General features: G+C 40.8%; 16 protein-coding genes. 12 read left to right on the forward strand and 4 right to left on the reverse strand.

The window, feature by feature from the left end; all coding sequences use genetic code 11:
- Positions 1-71: 71 nt before the first annotated feature.
- Both HC175_RS00265 and HC175_RS00270 read right to left on the reverse strand, forming a co-directional pair.
- Positions 72-290: a hypothetical protein gene (locus tag HC175_RS00265; RefSeq protein WP_168136520.1), complete on the reverse strand. Its 219-nt coding sequence runs from the start codon at positions 288-290 to the stop codon at positions 72-74.
- A 159-nt stretch (positions 291-449) separates the two neighbouring features.
- Positions 450-593: a hypothetical protein gene (locus HC175_RS00270; protein ID WP_168136521.1), complete on the reverse strand. Its 144-nt coding sequence runs from the start codon at positions 591-593 to the stop codon at positions 450-452.
- Positions 594-866: 273 nt separating this feature from the next.
- Here HC175_RS00270 and HC175_RS00275 point away from each other — a divergent pair, with 273 nt between their 5' ends.
- The gene (locus tag HC175_RS00275) at positions 867-2,231 is read left to right on the forward strand and encodes an MATE family efflux transporter (RefSeq protein ID WP_168136522.1); all 1,365 of its coding nucleotides are present in this window, start codon (positions 867-869) and stop codon (positions 2,229-2,231) included.
- Between the two features lie 117 nt (positions 2,232-2,348).
- Positions 2,349-2,633: a hypothetical protein gene (locus tag HC175_RS00280; protein WP_168136523.1), complete on the forward strand. Its 285-nt coding sequence runs from the start codon at positions 2,349-2,351 to the stop codon at positions 2,631-2,633.
- Between the two features lie 309 nt (positions 2,634-2,942).
- Here HC175_RS00280 and lpdA read toward each other — a convergent pair whose 3' ends face one another.
- Positions 2,943-4,349 (reverse strand): dihydrolipoyl dehydrogenase, encoded by a 1,407-nt coding sequence (gene lpdA, locus HC175_RS00285; RefSeq protein WP_168136524.1) that lies wholly within the window; start codon positions 4,347-4,349, stop codon positions 2,943-2,945.
- A gap of 88 nt (positions 4,350-4,437) precedes the next feature.
- Positions 4,438-4,896 (reverse strand): Lrp/AsnC family transcriptional regulator, encoded by a 459-nt coding sequence (locus HC175_RS00290; protein WP_168136525.1) that lies wholly within the window; start codon positions 4,894-4,896, stop codon positions 4,438-4,440.
- A gap of 157 nt (positions 4,897-5,053) precedes the next feature.
- Here HC175_RS00290 and HC175_RS00295 point away from each other — a divergent pair, with 157 nt between their 5' ends.
- The 10 genes from HC175_RS00295 to HC175_RS00340 all read left to right on the forward strand — a co-directional run bounded on the left by HC175_RS00295 (position 5,054) and on the right by HC175_RS00340 (position 14,440).
- On the forward strand, positions 5,054-6,277 hold the full coding sequence (locus tag HC175_RS00295) for an aminotransferase class I/II-fold pyridoxal phosphate-dependent enzyme (RefSeq protein WP_168136526.1): 1,224 nt from the start codon (positions 5,054-5,056) through the stop codon (positions 6,275-6,277).
- 243 nt (positions 6,278-6,520) lie between these two features.
- Entirely contained in the window at positions 6,521-7,171 is a 651-nt protein-coding gene (gene deoC, locus HC175_RS00300) for a deoxyribose-phosphate aldolase (protein ID WP_317172073.1), read from the forward strand.
- Complete coding sequence (deoD, locus tag HC175_RS00305; protein WP_168136528.1) at positions 7,168-7,866, forward strand: purine-nucleoside phosphorylase; 699 nt, start codon at positions 7,168-7,170, stop codon at positions 7,864-7,866. The genes deoC and deoD overlap by 4 nt, the downstream gene beginning before the upstream one ends.
- Positions 7,867-8,166: 300 nt before the next feature.
- Positions 8,167-9,630, forward strand: a complete 1,464-nt coding sequence (gene nhaC / locus HC175_RS00310) for a Na+/H+ antiporter NhaC (protein ID WP_168136529.1) — start codon at positions 8,167-8,169, stop codon at positions 9,628-9,630.
- A 158-nt stretch (positions 9,631-9,788) separates the two neighbouring features.
- A complete protein-coding gene (locus HC175_RS00315; protein WP_168136530.1) occupies positions 9,789-10,427 on the forward strand; it encodes a peroxiredoxin in 639 nt (212 codons plus the stop codon).
- Between the two features lie 17 nt (positions 10,428-10,444).
- Complete coding sequence (locus HC175_RS00320; protein ID WP_209309888.1) at positions 10,445-10,756, forward strand: thioredoxin family protein; 312 nt, start codon at positions 10,445-10,447, stop codon at positions 10,754-10,756.
- A complete protein-coding gene (locus HC175_RS00325; RefSeq protein WP_168136531.1) occupies positions 10,737-10,985 on the forward strand; it encodes a DUF6952 family protein in 249 nt (82 codons plus the stop codon). Before HC175_RS00320 ends, HC175_RS00325 begins: the two co-directional genes overlap by 20 nt.
- 134 nt (positions 10,986-11,119) lie before the next feature.
- Positions 11,120-11,620, forward strand: coding sequence for a thiol peroxidase (gene tpx / locus HC175_RS00330; protein ID WP_168136532.1), 501 nt, complete (start codon positions 11,120-11,122; stop codon positions 11,618-11,620).
- The gene (locus HC175_RS00335) at positions 11,620-11,988 is read left to right on the forward strand and encodes a diacylglycerol kinase (protein ID WP_168136533.1); all 369 of its coding nucleotides are present in this window, start codon (positions 11,620-11,622) and stop codon (positions 11,986-11,988) included. Before tpx ends, HC175_RS00335 begins: the two co-directional genes overlap by 1 nt.
- Before the next feature lie 91 nt (positions 11,989-12,079).
- Positions 12,080-14,440 carry a DNA translocase FtsK gene (locus HC175_RS00340; protein WP_168136534.1) on the forward strand — a complete coding sequence of 787 codons (2,361 nt, stop codon included), beginning with the start codon at positions 12,080-12,082 and terminating at the stop codon, positions 14,438-14,440.
- Positions 14,441-14,451 lie beyond the last annotated feature (11 nt).

The raw sequence follows: 14,451 nt of genomic DNA on the forward strand, positions 1-14,451 counted from the left end.
ACGTTCATTTACTCCTGAAATTACAGGAAATAATCTGAAGATATTACTGAAAGTCTGTGATTAACAAAAAATTAGACTGGCGATTGATCTTGCCGCTCCCGCTCCATTTCTCTGCGACAAAAATTCTTGAGATATTCTTTGGCCTTACTTAAGGAATGTATCTTGCGGTGGTGGCAGGTGACCTTCCCGGGCGTGCGGGTATTAATAAGCTTGGTGAGGGAATCTTTTTCGGAAGGTGCTAAACCATCCAGGTGAGGTTTCATAATTCTATAAAGCGTATGAGCATCCATATTTAAGGTTTTGAGCCTAACAGCTGCTATTACTCTGTTCTAAAGTTACAAAAAAATATTTGAGACCCATGAAAGGCATCCTTTTAACCATTTTTAAAAGTTGGCAATACAAATTCGCCCCCTTGAATCAAGAGGAAATGAAATAAAGGTGCTCTCCTTCTACTTGGTGAATTCAAGGATCACCAATACGATTGCTAAAAGTGCAACAAGAATAATGAGCCCCAGAACTATTGCAACAATAACTTTTTGCGCTGTAGAAAATTCCACAGTATAGTTATTCCAGATGTTTGTTAAAGCGTTCATATGAATAATGGTTTTCGGTAACTTTAGATCATATTGTTTTCAACTGCTTGTTAATTAGCTATAAGTTAAGCATTTATTGGTTTTCATACAAGAACCTTTAGAAAAAATTTTCTGAGGAATACGATAATCCTTGCGGAAGTATTACCGAGCTCAGCCGGAAATATGGCTCTGCCGAAATGTTTAGCTTAAGGTGGTCCTGGGGATTTCAAAACTTCCGGATTTATTATATTTTTAGCACTCCATCCATTTCACCTGCCTTATTTTTGCCTATCGATGACTAAAAGCAGAAAATATACTGAAGGCAGGATCTTTAATTCTCTGTTCAGCCTTGCCGCACCTATTATATTTGCAAATATTTTACAAACGGCTTATCAACTAATTGACACCTTTTGGTTAGGTAGGCTTGGTGCTGATGCTGTGGCGGCGGTGAGTATAAGTTTTCCATTATTGTTTTTGGTATTATCACTCGGCTCCGGGCTCACACTAGCTGGAACTGTTCTGGTTTCTCAGTATTTTGGAGCTGAAGACCAGAAGAAGGTAGATTTCAATTCTTCCCAAACCATGTCCCTCATTTTTTTTGTTGCCCTTGCCCTTTCCGGGTTCAGCTATTTTGCTGCCGCCCCTTTAATGCAGCTCATTGGTGCTGGACCTGAAATATTTCAGGATGCAGTAGATTATTTCCAGGTTTCCTCCCTGGGCTTTGTGTTTCTATTTATGTTCTTCTCCTTCCAATCTCTTATGCGTGGAATTGGCAATGTGATGCTCCCGGTGTACATTGTCCTGTTCACAGTTTTATTAAACCTTATTCTTGACCCGTTGTTCATCTACGGGTATGGACCAGTTCCGGGATTTGGAGTTGCGGGGGCTGCCGTTGCCAGTGTCATCACGCAGGCGCTATCTGCTGTTATAGGTCTCTTTATTCTCTTTCGAGGAAAGAGCGGAATAAAGATCCACTTCAATCAAATGAAACCACACCTTTTCACGCTCCGGCGGATATTTAACCTGGGGCTGCCGGCAAGTGTAGAACAATCTACCAGAGCTCTGGGCATGACTTTTATGGTAATCCTAGTCACCGGGTTTGGAAGTGAAGTCGTGGCAGCTTATGGAATTGGTGCCAGAATTTTGAGTTTCATCATCATTCCTGCACTAGGTCTTGCTATAGCCACAACTTCTTTGGTAGGTCAAAATATTGGTGCCATAAAGATCAAAAGAGCCGAAAAAGTAGCTACCCTTAGCAGCCAGGTGGCATTCTTTGGACTTACAGGAATGGGAATTCTCATGTTCTTATTTGCTGAACCTCTTACGGCATTCTTTATTCCTAATGACCCCGACGTCATAGAAGATGCTTCCTTGTTCATTATGATCATGGCTCCAAGTTTCGGGCTTTTAGGAGTACAGCAGGTTTTGAACGGAGTATTCAATGGTGCCGGCTTTACCAAAGCTTCCATGCTCATTTCCATTCTCAACCTGTGGATTATTAGATTTCCGCTGGCATTTCTCCTCTCTCACAAAACACATCTCGGTGCTGAAGGAATCTGGTGGTCTTTCCCAATTTCAAATGCTATTGCGGCGCTCGCAGCCTTTATCTATTTTAAACAAGGGTACTGGAAATTGCGACTTTTCCGGAAAAGAAACTAAAGCTCTCTCCTGATTCACAATTGATTAACAGAAAAATTATTTTGCTGTTAAATCTCTTTTTCTTCCGCCTTAAAAAAAAGAATTTAGGGTCATATATAACTTAAAAACCGAGAAGCAATGGCAAAATCTGATTCCAAGACCACCAAAGATCATAATACAATTAAAAAATGGACAGAGGCCAGAGATGGAAAACCGGCTGTTGTTGAGAGTACAGCCAATAATGAGAAGGGTGGCGGACTTTTAAGAATAAATTTTCCAGGATATGCTGAAGATAATTTAAAGAACATCTCTTGGGAAGAATTTTTCAAGATCTTTGATGAAAACAACCTGCAGTTCCTCTACCAGGAGGAAACAAAAGACGGTGGAGAGAGCAGGTTCTTTAAATTTGTAAGCGACGATTAAAGCTTATTAACCATTCTAAAAGAAAGGCTGTCCCCAGGGAACAGCCTTTTTCTATTTCTACTAAAAGTTAGCTTCTGTTTTTCTTCTTGGCGGCTTTAGCAGCGCGCTTTTCTTTTAAACTCAGCACGGGTTCTTTTTTAGCCGAATTTTTTGAGGGTGATTTCTCCTTTGCCATCTTAGATAATTTTGATTCAGGAGATAAATGTAATAAAACTGAAGGCACAAAATTTAGTTCCTGGAACAATCCACAAAAAAAACCTCTTAAAAAAGTCATTTTAAGAGGCTCTTCTAAACTATTGATATGTAAGCTTAAATATGAATGGGTCTATTGTCGGTTGCCGCCAGAGCAGCTTCCTTAACAGCTTCAGCATATGTGGGGTGAGCGTGACTCATCCTTGCAATATCTTCAGCCGAGGCTCGGAATTCCATTGCTGTAACAGCTTCAGCAATAAGATCGGCCACCCTGGCTCCTATCATATGAACCCCCAGAACTTCATCTGTAGCTTCATCTGAAAGTATTTTGACCATTCCTTCTATATCGCCACTGGCTCTCGATCTTCCAAGGGCCCGCATCGGGAATTTACCTTCCTTATACTTTACTCCTTCTTCTTTCAACTGCTCCTCGGTTTTTCCAACCGCAGCAACTTCTGGCCAGGTATATACCACACCAGGGATGAGATTATAGTCTATGTGCGGCTTCTGGCCTGCAATTACTTCAGCTACTAGCGTACCTTCTTCTGAAGCTTTATGTGCCAGCATAGGACCTTTGATCACGTCGCCGATGGCATAAATGTTCTTTACATTGGTTTGAAGGTGCTCATTTACCTCGATCCTTCCGCGGTCATCAATTTTCACACCTGCGGCAGCTGCATTAAGACCTTCTGTATAAGGTCTTCTTCCTACAGAAACAAGGCAGTAATCTCCTGTGAACGATACATCTTGATCCTTTTTGTCTTTAGCGCTAACCACCACTTCATTTCCTTTTCGCTCTACAGCATTCACTTTATGCGAAACGTAAAATTTCATCCCCTGCTTTTTCAGGCTCCTGGTAAGTTCTTTTGCAAGAGCCGAATCCATGGTAGGAATAATGCTGTCCATGTATTCTACAACTGAAACCTTAGCTCCAAGTCTCATATATACCTGCCCCAGCTCAAGACCTATCACGCCTCCACCAATAACCACCAGGTGCTCAGGAATTTCCTTAAGCTCCAGTGCCTCTGTTGAAGTGATGATCCTTTCTTTATCCAGGTTAATAAAAGGAAGATTTGAAGGCTTGGAACCCGTCGCAATTATGGAATTCTTTGCCTCAATAGCCTCCGTTTTACCTTCAGCATTTGTAATATTGATATGCGTTGCATCCTTAAAGGCACCAACGCCTTCAAAAACATCTATTTTATTCTTGTCCATAAGGAACTTGATACCATCTACTGTCTGGCTAACAACAGAACGCTTTCTCTCTATCATTTTTCCCAGGTTCACTTTTACCTCTCCGGGGATTTCTATCCCGTGTTCCTCAAAATGTCTAACTGCATCATCATAGTGATGGGAGGAGTCAAGAAGTGCCTTACTTGGAATACATCCCACATTTAAACAAGTGCCACCCAGGCTGGAATATTTTTCAATAAGTGCGGTTTTCATTCCCAGTTGGGCGCAGCGAATAGCGGCTACATATCCTCCAGGGCCCGATCCAATAACAGCAACATCATACGTGCTCATAAGTAAATTTTTTGTTGATTTTTTATAAGAGTTACAAAAGTACGACTATAATTGACATTTGAAAAGCCAGATGAATGCGCTATTCCACCTAAACTTTTAAAACCGTGCTATTCTTAACCGGACTAATTACAAAGGTACTTTGGGTACTGCCAATATGGTCAAGTGCCGTCAATTTATTAAGCATGAATTCCCGGTAGGCCTCCATGTCCCTTACCATTACCTTTAAGATATAATCATATTCGCCACTCACATGAAAAACCTCAAGAACCTCCGATAATTTTGCGACCTGGCTTTCAAAGGCAGTCACGTTGTTCTTGGTATGTTGAACAAGCTTGATCTGGCAGAAAGCCGTAAAAGCTCTGTCTACCTTTTCGGGTTTTACAAGAGCAACATATTTTGAGATCACTCCAGCCCTTTCCAGTTTTTTGATTCGTTCATAAACTGCGGTTACAGACAAACCCAGCTTCCCTGCAAGTTCTTTATTCGTTTTCTTTGCATCCTCCTGTAGAAGTCCCAGTAGTTTCCTGTCTAAAGTGTCTGTATTCATCTGTAAAATTTTCTCTTAAAATTCAGTTAGAGCAAAGATATAAGATTAATCATCCTAGGATTTACGCATTTATAGATTTATATTCTGAATTTACCTCCTTCTGTTGTTATTCTTTCTGAATCTCATTTCCTTTGAAATAACTATAAACAAGTTCATTATGAAATTCAAGCCCGCAGATAAGATCCAGGATCTTCAGTATTTCGGAGAATTTGGAGGAGTCAATCCCAGTATTTCCGATTCTTCCACTTATACTTTTCTTTCAGCAAAAACCATGTTCGACACCTTTGAAGGCAATGCCGAAGGTTGCTACCTCTATTCTCGTCATTCCTCTCCTTCTAACCTGTATTTAGGAGAAGCGCTTGCTGCCATGGAAGGAACTGAAGCTGCCAACGTAGCGGCTAGTGGTATGGGGGCTATAACTCCTGTTCTGTTGCAGTACTGCCAGGCAGGAGATCATGTTATCTCCAGCCGAACTATTTATGGTGGGACCTATGCTTTCCTCAAAAATTTCGCACCTCGCTTAAACATCAGCACTTCATTTGTAGACATAACAGACCTTCAAAAGGTGGAAGCTGCAATTTCTGAAAACACCAAAGTCCTTTATTGCGAAGCAGTAAGTAATCCGCTACTCGAAGTAGCCGATCTCAAAGGCCTATCAAAAATTGCAAAAAAGCATGGTTTAAAACTAGTAGTTGACAATACCTTTTCTCCCCTTGCAATTTCCCCGGCCACTATGGGAGCAGATGTGGTTATTCATAGTCTCACAAAATTCATCAATGGGTCAAGTGATACTGTGGGTGGTGTTGCCTGCGGAACCCAGGAATTCATTAATGAACTTCGTAGTGTAAATGATGGTGCCAGCATGTTACTCGGTCCCACCATGGATTCCCTGAGAGCCGCCTCTATTCTGAAGAATTTGCGTACGCTGCACATTCGCATTAAACAACATAGCCAGAATGCTCAATATCTGGCTGAGCAATTTGAAGCTGACGGTTTAAGAACGGTTTACCCTGGTCTGGAGAGTCATCCGGGCCACGAATTCTATAAGAGTATGATGAATGAAGAATATGGGTATGGAGGCATGCTAGTGGTAGACGCCGGGTCTCTGGAAAAGGCCAATGCCCTCATGGAGCTTATGCAGGAAAGAAACCTTGGTTACCTGGCGGTTAGCCTCGGATTTTATAAAACTCTATTTAGCGCCCCGGGCACTTCCACTTCTTCAGAAATTCCTGAAGACGAACAAAAGCAAATGGGCTTGACCGACGGGATCATCAGATTCTCTATTGGCCTTGATAATGACATTAAGCGCACGTACCAGATGATGAGGGAATGCATGGAAAAAACAGGAATTCTTTCCCCTTCAGAAGAAACAGCAGGTTAATTCAACCCCAAACATAAGGTACAGACGAACCAAGGGTAAAGCTTTGATTTTGAAGTAAGAAATAAGAGGATCCTAAAATGGCATTTTTGGATCCTCTTTTTTTTGAGCTTTTTCCAGCTAATCCAATATTTGAATCTTTATATTTGTGAGGTTTTGCCAGCCGCAGTGATCTCTGAAACTCTTGATCTGGATCATGTTTTAAATGGCTGAGATGTCGCATTTTTGAAAAAACAGTTATTTATGATTGAAATAAATAAGTATATAGATCACACTATTTTAAAAGCAACAGCTACAGAAAAAGATATTGTCGACTTATGCGCAGAAGCTAAAGAATACAATTTCTTTTCAGTTTGTGTAAACAGCGCCTTCGTACGTCTTGCTAAGGAGCAATTAAAAGGTTCTGACGTTAAGGTATGCACGGTGGTTGGTTTTCCATTGGGAGCAATGTCAACAGAAGCAAAGGTTTTTGAAACCAGGCAGGCGCTTAAAGACGGTGCCGAAGAGGTGGACATGGTAATCAACCTCGGAGCATTAAAATCAAGAAACTTCAAAATAGTAGAAGAAGAAATTGCAGCCATAAAAAGAGAAACAGGAGATAAGATCCTGAAAGTGATCATTGAGACCTGCTATTTAACTCCGCAGGAAATCGTCGTAGCCAGCGAAATAGCGGTGAAATCCAAAGCCGATTTTGTCAAGACCTCTACTGGTTTTGGAAATGACGGTGCAAGATTGGAAAATATCGAATTAATGAAGAATGCTGTCAACGGCAAAGCAAAATTAAAGGCCTCTGGCGGCATAAAAAATCTGGACACTGCGCTTTCATTCATTGAAGCAGGTGTCGAAAGAATAGGAACTTCTTCGGGAGTATCAATCGTAAAGGAATTAAATAAATGAGCATACACATTGGCGCCAAAAAAGGCGAAATAGCAGAAACAGTTTTATTACCAGGAGACCCTTTAAGAGCAAAATGGATAGCAGAGACCTTTCTCGAAGATATCACCTGTTACAATAAAGTGCGTAATATGTTTGGGTTCACAGGGACCTATAAAGGCAGAAGGATCTCTGTACAAGGCACAGGAATGGGAGTGCCATCTATTTCAATTTACGCACATGAATTGATCAATGATTTCAATGTGAAGAATTTGATTCGGGTAGGAAGTGCAGGATCTTACCAGAAGAACGTGAAACTTCGGGACATAGTTATTGCCATGGCTGCATCTTCAACATCTGGCATCAATCAATACCGATTCCAGGGAGCAGATTTTGCTCCTACTGCAAGTTTCGAGCTTTTTCAACAGGCTATCGAAAAGGCGAAGGAAAAAGATATCAAAGTAAAAGCGGGTAACGTCCTTACCAGTGATGAATTCTACGCAGACGAGTTCGAGTCATATCAAATGTGGTCAAACTTTGGTGTGCTATGCGTAGAAATGGAAACTTCAGGCTTATACACCCTTGCTGCAAAACACGGGGTAAGCGCGCTCTCTTTACTTACCATTTCTGATTCTCTTGTCACCGGCGAAAAAACAACTACCGAAGAAAGGGAGACAACTTTTAAAGGAATGGTCGAAATTGCCCTTGAGTTAGGGTAAAAGAAAATATACTAAAGAAACGAGTCTACCTGAAAGGATCTTATACGTCATCCTGATTTTACCCCAGGGTCCTAATAAATTGACTATCATCATAAATTGATAGCTGAAGCAAATTCAGATTGACGAAAAATGTACTTTTTAGACAGTCTCGTTTCTTAATTATTACCAGGTCAGATTTTCTCCAGGTCGTAACGATTGCTTTAAAATAATGCGGAATTGCCTCAGGAATTGAAGCCGCACCTTTCTAATTTTATTGAAAAAATCGTAACATTACCCTTTAAAATTTAGATCCCCCCTTAAATGGAAGACGAAAAATTTATCAAAGACACCAAAATTCTTGAAAATCGCGAATTAAATATCTGGGAAGCTCTCTTTCCTGTTTTTGCTTTAATTGGAATGCTCGCCTATAATGTGTTTGTTTATGGAGATGATTCCTTAAGTGGTTCAAATCAATTCATTTTACTACTTGGAGGTGCAGTTGCAGCCATCGTGGGAATCCTGAACAAAGTCTCATTTGATACCATGATCGAAGAAGTGGCCAATAACATCAAGTCTACTTCTGGCGCCATCCTCATTCTGTTAATGGTAGGGTCTCTGGCGGGAACCTGGCTAATTAGCGGCATCATTCCAACCATGATCTATTATGGCCTTCAAATTCTTAATCCTACCATTTTCCTGGCTGCAACCGTCATTATTTGTTCGGTTATCTCTGTAGCTACCGGAAGTAGCTGGACTACCAGTGCAACGGTAGGAATTGCTCTTATAGGAATCGCAGAAGCTCTGGGCATTTCTGTAGGTATGACTGCAGGCGCGATCCTTTCGGGAGCTTATTTCGGAGATAAGATGTCACCTTTGAGCGACACGACCAACCTGGCTCCTGCCATGGCCGGTACAGACCTTTTTACGCACATAAGGTATATGACCCTCACCACGGTACCAACTATAGTAATCACTCTGCTGGTCTTTATTATTCTAGGCTTCACTATTGAACCTGCGGGTACTGCAGATACTGGTGCTATCCTGGCATCAATTGACAGCGCCTTTAATATAAGTCCGTGGCTTTTTGTTGTTCCTTTACTGGTTATTGTGCTCATAGTCATGAAAACTTCCCCACTCATCGCACTCCTTCTTGGCACCTTGCTTGGTGCTGCGGCTGCCGTAATTTTCCAGCCAGAAGTGGTAGTGGCAGTTTCAGGATATGAAAGCTTTTCCTTTGAAGCAGTTTATGTTGGACTTATGAATGCCATTACCATAGATACATCTATAGTTACTGACAATGATCAATTGAATGACCTGTTCTCTTCGGGAGGAATGTCTGGTATGCTGGGAACTATCTGGCTTATATTATGCGCAATGGTCTTTGGTGGAATCATGGATGCCATTGGAGCATTAGCCACCATAAGTAGAGCACTTTTAAACCTTTTCCATACCACCTTCGGGCTTTTTGCGAGCACTGTTTTTAGTTGTATCACCCTGAACGCAACGGCATCAGATCAATATCTGGCGATAGTTGTGCCCGGTAAAATGTTTGCCAAAGCCTATCGCGACAAAGGCCTTGCACCTGAAAACTTAAGTCGGTCCTTGGAAGATTCAGGAACCGTGACCTCTGTACTTATTCCTTGGAATACTTGTGGTGCTTACCATAGTGGCGTCTTAGGAGTACCGGTGGCTTCTTATTTCGTATATGCAATCTTTAATTACCTAAGTCCCTTCATGACGCTTTTCTATGCTGCATTTAATATCAAGATCAAGCAGCTTTCTTAAAGTGCCAGAGCCTAATAACAGGAATTTATGATTAACTAGATTTAGCATTAGCAAAATCTATTCTGAAATAAAAAATAAAGATTTGCGTCCCTAGAAGGGCCGCTCTTTGTTTTTATCTTTGCACACGAAAAATAATCAATAATTAAAACATAAATCAAATGGCATTAGTAGGAAAAAAATTTCCAAACTTAGAAGTAAACGCAATGAATGAAATGGGTGACACCTTTAAGATCAATGTGTTTGAAGAAGCTAAAAATAATGGTAAAAAAGTCCTGCTTTTTTGGTATCCAAAAGACTTTACTTTTGTTTGTCCAACAGAACTTCACGCTTTCCAGGAAGCTCTGGGAGAGTTTGAGAAAAGAAATGTAATGGTAATAGGAGCCTCTTGTGACACTCCCGAGGTTCATTTTGCATGGCTTAACACCTCAAAAGATAACGGCGGTATAGAAGGTGTAACTTACCCTATCCTTGCCGATTCAAATAGAAACCTTGCGAACCAGCTGGGAATTCTTGATATCACTAATGAGAACTATAACGAAGAAACCGGCATCTACACTGTAGAAGGTGACAATGTGACCTATCGTGCTACTTACCTCATTGATGAGGAAGGAACGGTTTTCCATGAAGGTATCAATCATATGCCACTTGGAAGAAACGTAAAGGAATTCATTCGTTTAATAGACGCTTACACACACGTTCAGGAAAAAGGAGAAGTTTGCCCTGCTAACTGGGAAGAAGGAAAAGAGGCAATGAATGCCAACCGTGAAGGTGTAGCTTCTTATTTAAGCGCAAACTAAAAAAAAAGTAAAGCATCATGAGAGAACTAGATAATGATAATCTTGCAGCAGTAGTTTCTGAAAATGATACAGTAGTCGTACAGTATATGGCTGGCTGGTGTGGAAACTGCCGGGTGATGAAACCCAAGTTCAAAAAACTGGCTGCAGAAAACCAGAACGCAACTTTTCTCCTGGTAGATGCCGAAAAATTCCCTGAATCCAGAAAACTGGCCAAAGTAGATAATTTACCAACTTTTGCCACTTTTAAAAACGGGCAATTGGTCAACCAGGTACAGACGAATAAATTTGAACTTTTAAAAGACCTAGTGAATGAAGTTACCAGTAATTAGACATCTGCAAAAGAATAATGATCAGGTAAAACTGGAACACACGCTGGAAGTTCTTGAATCATTCTGCGACCACAGGTCTGTGAGTGATGAAGAAATGGACGTGGTGGGCGAATTGATCAGTAATATTTGTGGAGCTCTTGAGGTACAGAAGATGATAGATAAAGGTATGGCCGAACGCGATGCCGCAAATACTTTCATGCAAAAAGTCATGGGTTCTATAGACAGGTAATTATTTTACGCTGATATTCAAAAATGGGCTGCTTTTGTTTTTAAAAGCAGCCCATTCTGTTTTATGACAATTTTAGTAAAATCCACGAGGTAAAATTCTAAATTTAGTAGCTCAACCACCAAGAAAAACAGGATATGTCACAGATTATACAAAATGGAAAAACCGTAACTACATATGGGCATCTGCCCGAAAAAGGAGAAAGAGCTCCTCACTTTGAATTATTAAAGTCTGATCTCAATGTTGCAACGCTTCAGGATTTTAAGGGGAAGCGAGTAATTCTCAATATTTTTCCTAGTATAGATACTCACGTATGTGCCACTTCTGTAAAGAACTTCAATGCTAAGGCTGCCGAACTTGAGAATGTTGTTGTATTAAATATTTCCAGGGATCTCCCATTTGCTCAGGAGCGATTCAAAAAAGATAACGACCTTGGAAATGTCACCAATCTTTCCGACTTTCGGGAAAGAAATTTTGGAAAAGATTACGGTCTTGAAATGATTGATGGCCCATGGGAAGGATTATTGTCTCGAGTAGTTATTGTTCTTGACGAGAATGGAAAAATTCTTCATACAGAACAGGTAAAAGACATTGATAACGAACCAGATTATCTCGAGGCCCTAAAAGTACTTTTATAATGTATGATTTTATCACCGGCCGAATAAAAGGAGGTGGATATGCGATAAAGGGCGCCTGGTTGCTCTTAAAACATGAACCTAGTATTCAAGTTCAGTTTGTACTTGCTATACTTGTTACCGCTGCCGGTTTTTACTTTGACATTACTGCAACCGAATGGATTTTGCAACTACTGGCCATAGGGTTGGTTATGGGCACAGAAGGCCTCAACACAGCTATTGAAAATATTGCAGATTTTGTTCATCCAGATTATCACATTAAAATTGGCCTTATAAAGGATGTTGCAGCCGGGGCAGTTTTCTTTACAGCCGTAATTGCCGCCATCATTGGTGTGATCATTTATTTCCCATATATTTTCTATACTCTTTAAAGGAGTTAAAGAACTTTCAAATAGATTTTTCCTTTTCTTTATATTAGCTGGTGCGAATTTGTATTTTTGCCCCCAAACCCTTAATTCCATTATGGCTAATAAAAAAGCTGTCAAGAAATCCTCTTCTAAATCTACTTTTTCTAAGTCTTCGTTTGCGCTATCCCCAAAGGGCAAAGTGATTCTTGGAAGTTTTTTGATATTCTTTGGCCTTGCTTTATTGATCGCCTTCACCTCTTTCTTATTCAATTGGCAGGCAGATCAAAGTACACTGCAGCAATTTGACAATCGCGAAGTTGAAGCTCAGAATCTGTTGAGCAAATTTGGCGCAGCGATAAGTGACTTCTTTATTTTTGACGGGTTTGGAATTGCAGCTTATGCTATTGCTTTACTTACCATTACTACAGGGCTTTACTTTTTTCTAAGCCTAAGTAAGAAACCTCTTTTTCGATTCTGGTTCTGGGGGCTTCTGGTAATGGTTTGGCTGGCAGTCTTTTTTGGATTTTTTGCTGAATCAAATGCTATTTTGGGAGGTACTGTGGGATATGAAATGAATGATTACCTTCAGGACTACCTGGGCTTTACAGGTACTGTGCTTCTGCTTGCATTCTTATTTATCGTTTATCTCGTAGTGCGCTTGAAGCTGACGCCAGATAAGATATTTTCCATCTTTAAAAAAACTAAAAATACTATTTCTGAAGACTTTCGATCTTCAGCTTCAGTTTCTGAAACGGTCCAGGATAAAAAACCAGCCGCCGAAGTAAAGCCAGAACCTGTAAAACCTATTACACCAGCTCCTTCAGAACCTCCAAGACCTGCGCAACCTGCTTCAGAAAAGGTAGTTATAAAATCTAATGAAGATCCAGATGATGTAGCTATGGAAGTAGAAACAGCTCCCGAAGAGGAAGTGGACAACAGCTTAAGTAAAAAGCTCGTTGAAGATTATGGAGAATTTGATCCTACTTTGGAACTTAAAAATTACCAGTTTCCCACCCTGGAGCTGCTCAAGGACCACAATGCCAATGGCGGTGGCATCACTATCAATCAGGAAGAGCTTGAAGAGAATAAGAACAGGATCGTAGATACGCTCAAGAATTACAAGATCGATATTGCTCAGATCAAAGCTACAGTTGGTCCCACGGTTACCTTATATGAAATCATTCCTGAAGCAGGAATCAGGATATCAAAAATAAAAAGTCTCGAAGACGATATTGCCCTTTCCTTATCTGCCCTCGGTATTAGGATCATCGCTCCTATTCCGGGAAAAGGAACCATTGGAATAGAGGTGCCAAATAAAAATTCCACAATGGTCTCAATGAGGAGTGTAATTGCCTCTCCCCGATTCCAGAATGCAGAAATGGAATTACCTATGGCTTTGGGTAAGACAATTTCCAACGAAACCTTCGTTGTAGACCTCGCCAAAATGCCTCACCTCCTAATGGCAGGAGCAACCGGGCAGGGTAAATCTGTAGGTCTTAACGCAATACTTACCTCTTTGCTTTACAGCAAACATCCGGCTGAAGTAAAGTTCATCCTTGTAGATCCAAAAAAGGTAGAATTGACACTCTTTAATAAGATCGAGCGACACTATCTTGCCAAACTTCCAGATACCGAGGAAGCAATAATTACAGATAATACCAAGGTAATTAATACCCTCAATTCCTTATGTATAGAAATGGACAACCGTTACGAGTTGCTCAAGGATGCCATGGTTCGAAATATCAAGGAGTATAATGTAAAATTCAAGGCAAGAAAACTTAATCCTGAACAGGGCCATAAATTTCTGCCTTATATAGTATTGGTGGTAGATGAATTTGCAGACCTTATAATGACAGCTGGCAAAGAGGTGGAAACGCCAATTGCAAGGCTGGCCCAATTGGCTCGGGCTATTGGTATACATCTCATCATAGCAACCCAGAGACCTTCTGTAAATGTAATTACAGGAATTATCAAAGCAAACTTCCCGGCTAGGATCGCCTTCAGGGTGACTTCAAAGATTGATTCCCGAACAATTCTGGATAGCCAGGGTGCAGATCAGCTCATTGGAAAAGGAGATATGTTATTCACCCAGGGGAATACTTTACTACGGTTACAATGTGCTTTTGTTGACACCCCCGAGGTTGATAAGATCACCGAATTCATTGGTTCTCAAAAGGCTTATGCCGATGCTTATCACCTGCCGGAATACAGCGGCGAGGAAAGTGGCACATCTCTTGATATTGATGTAGGCGACAGGGATAATCTCTTCCGCGAAGCAGCTGAAGTCATCGTCCTGGCCCAACAGGGATCGGCTTCTTTACTTCAAAGAAAACTGAAGTTAGGTTATAACAGGGCAGGAAGAATTATAGACCAGTTGGAAGCAGCCGGCGTAGTTGGCCCCTTTGAAGGAAGCAAAGCCCGACAAGTTCTGGTACAGGATATAGACGGCCTTAACCAGCTTTTGAATGATGAATAGAAAATAAAAGA

The organism is Salinimicrobium oceani (genome assembly GCF_012037645.1).

Coding starts and splice junctions, on each gene's coding strand:
- tpx (WP_168136532.1), top strand. CDS start 11,120: ATGTCACAGATTATACAAAATGGAAAAACCGTAACTACATATGGGCAT.
- HC175_RS00280 (WP_168136523.1), top strand. CDS start 2,349: ATGGCAAAATCTGATTCCAAGACCACCAAAGATCATAATACAATTAAA.
- nhaC (WP_168136529.1), top strand. CDS start 8,167: ATGGAAGACGAAAAATTTATCAAAGACACCAAAATTCTTGAAAATCGC.
- HC175_RS00315 (WP_168136530.1), top strand. CDS start 9,789: ATGGCATTAGTAGGAAAAAAATTTCCAAACTTAGAAGTAAACGCAATG.
- HC175_RS00290 (WP_168136525.1), bottom strand. CDS start 4,896: ATGAATACAGACACTTTAGACAGGAAACTACTGGGACTTCTACAGGAG.
- HC175_RS00295 (WP_168136526.1), top strand. CDS start 5,054: ATGAAATTCAAGCCCGCAGATAAGATCCAGGATCTTCAGTATTTCGGA.
- HC175_RS00340 (WP_168136534.1), top strand. CDS start 12,080: ATGGCTAATAAAAAAGCTGTCAAGAAATCCTCTTCTAAATCTACTTTT.
- HC175_RS00275 (WP_168136522.1), top strand. CDS start 867: ATGACTAAAAGCAGAAAATATACTGAAGGCAGGATCTTTAATTCTCTG.
- HC175_RS00325 (WP_168136531.1), top strand. CDS start 10,737: ATGAAGTTACCAGTAATTAGACATCTGCAAAAGAATAATGATCAGGTA.
- deoD (WP_168136528.1), top strand. CDS start 7,168: ATGAGCATACACATTGGCGCCAAAAAAGGCGAAATAGCAGAAACAGTT.
- HC175_RS00270 (WP_168136521.1), bottom strand. CDS start 593: ATGAACGCTTTAACAAACATCTGGAATAACTATACTGTGGAATTTTCT.
- lpdA (WP_168136524.1), bottom strand. CDS start 4,349: ATGAGCACGTATGATGTTGCTGTTATTGGATCGGGCCCTGGAGGATAT.
- HC175_RS00335 (WP_168136533.1), top strand. CDS start 11,620: ATGTATGATTTTATCACCGGCCGAATAAAAGGAGGTGGATATGCGATA.
- HC175_RS00320 (WP_209309888.1), top strand. CDS start 10,445: ATGAGAGAACTAGATAATGATAATCTTGCAGCAGTAGTTTCTGAAAAT.
- HC175_RS00265 (WP_168136520.1), bottom strand. CDS start 290: ATGGATGCTCATACGCTTTATAGAATTATGAAACCTCACCTGGATGGT.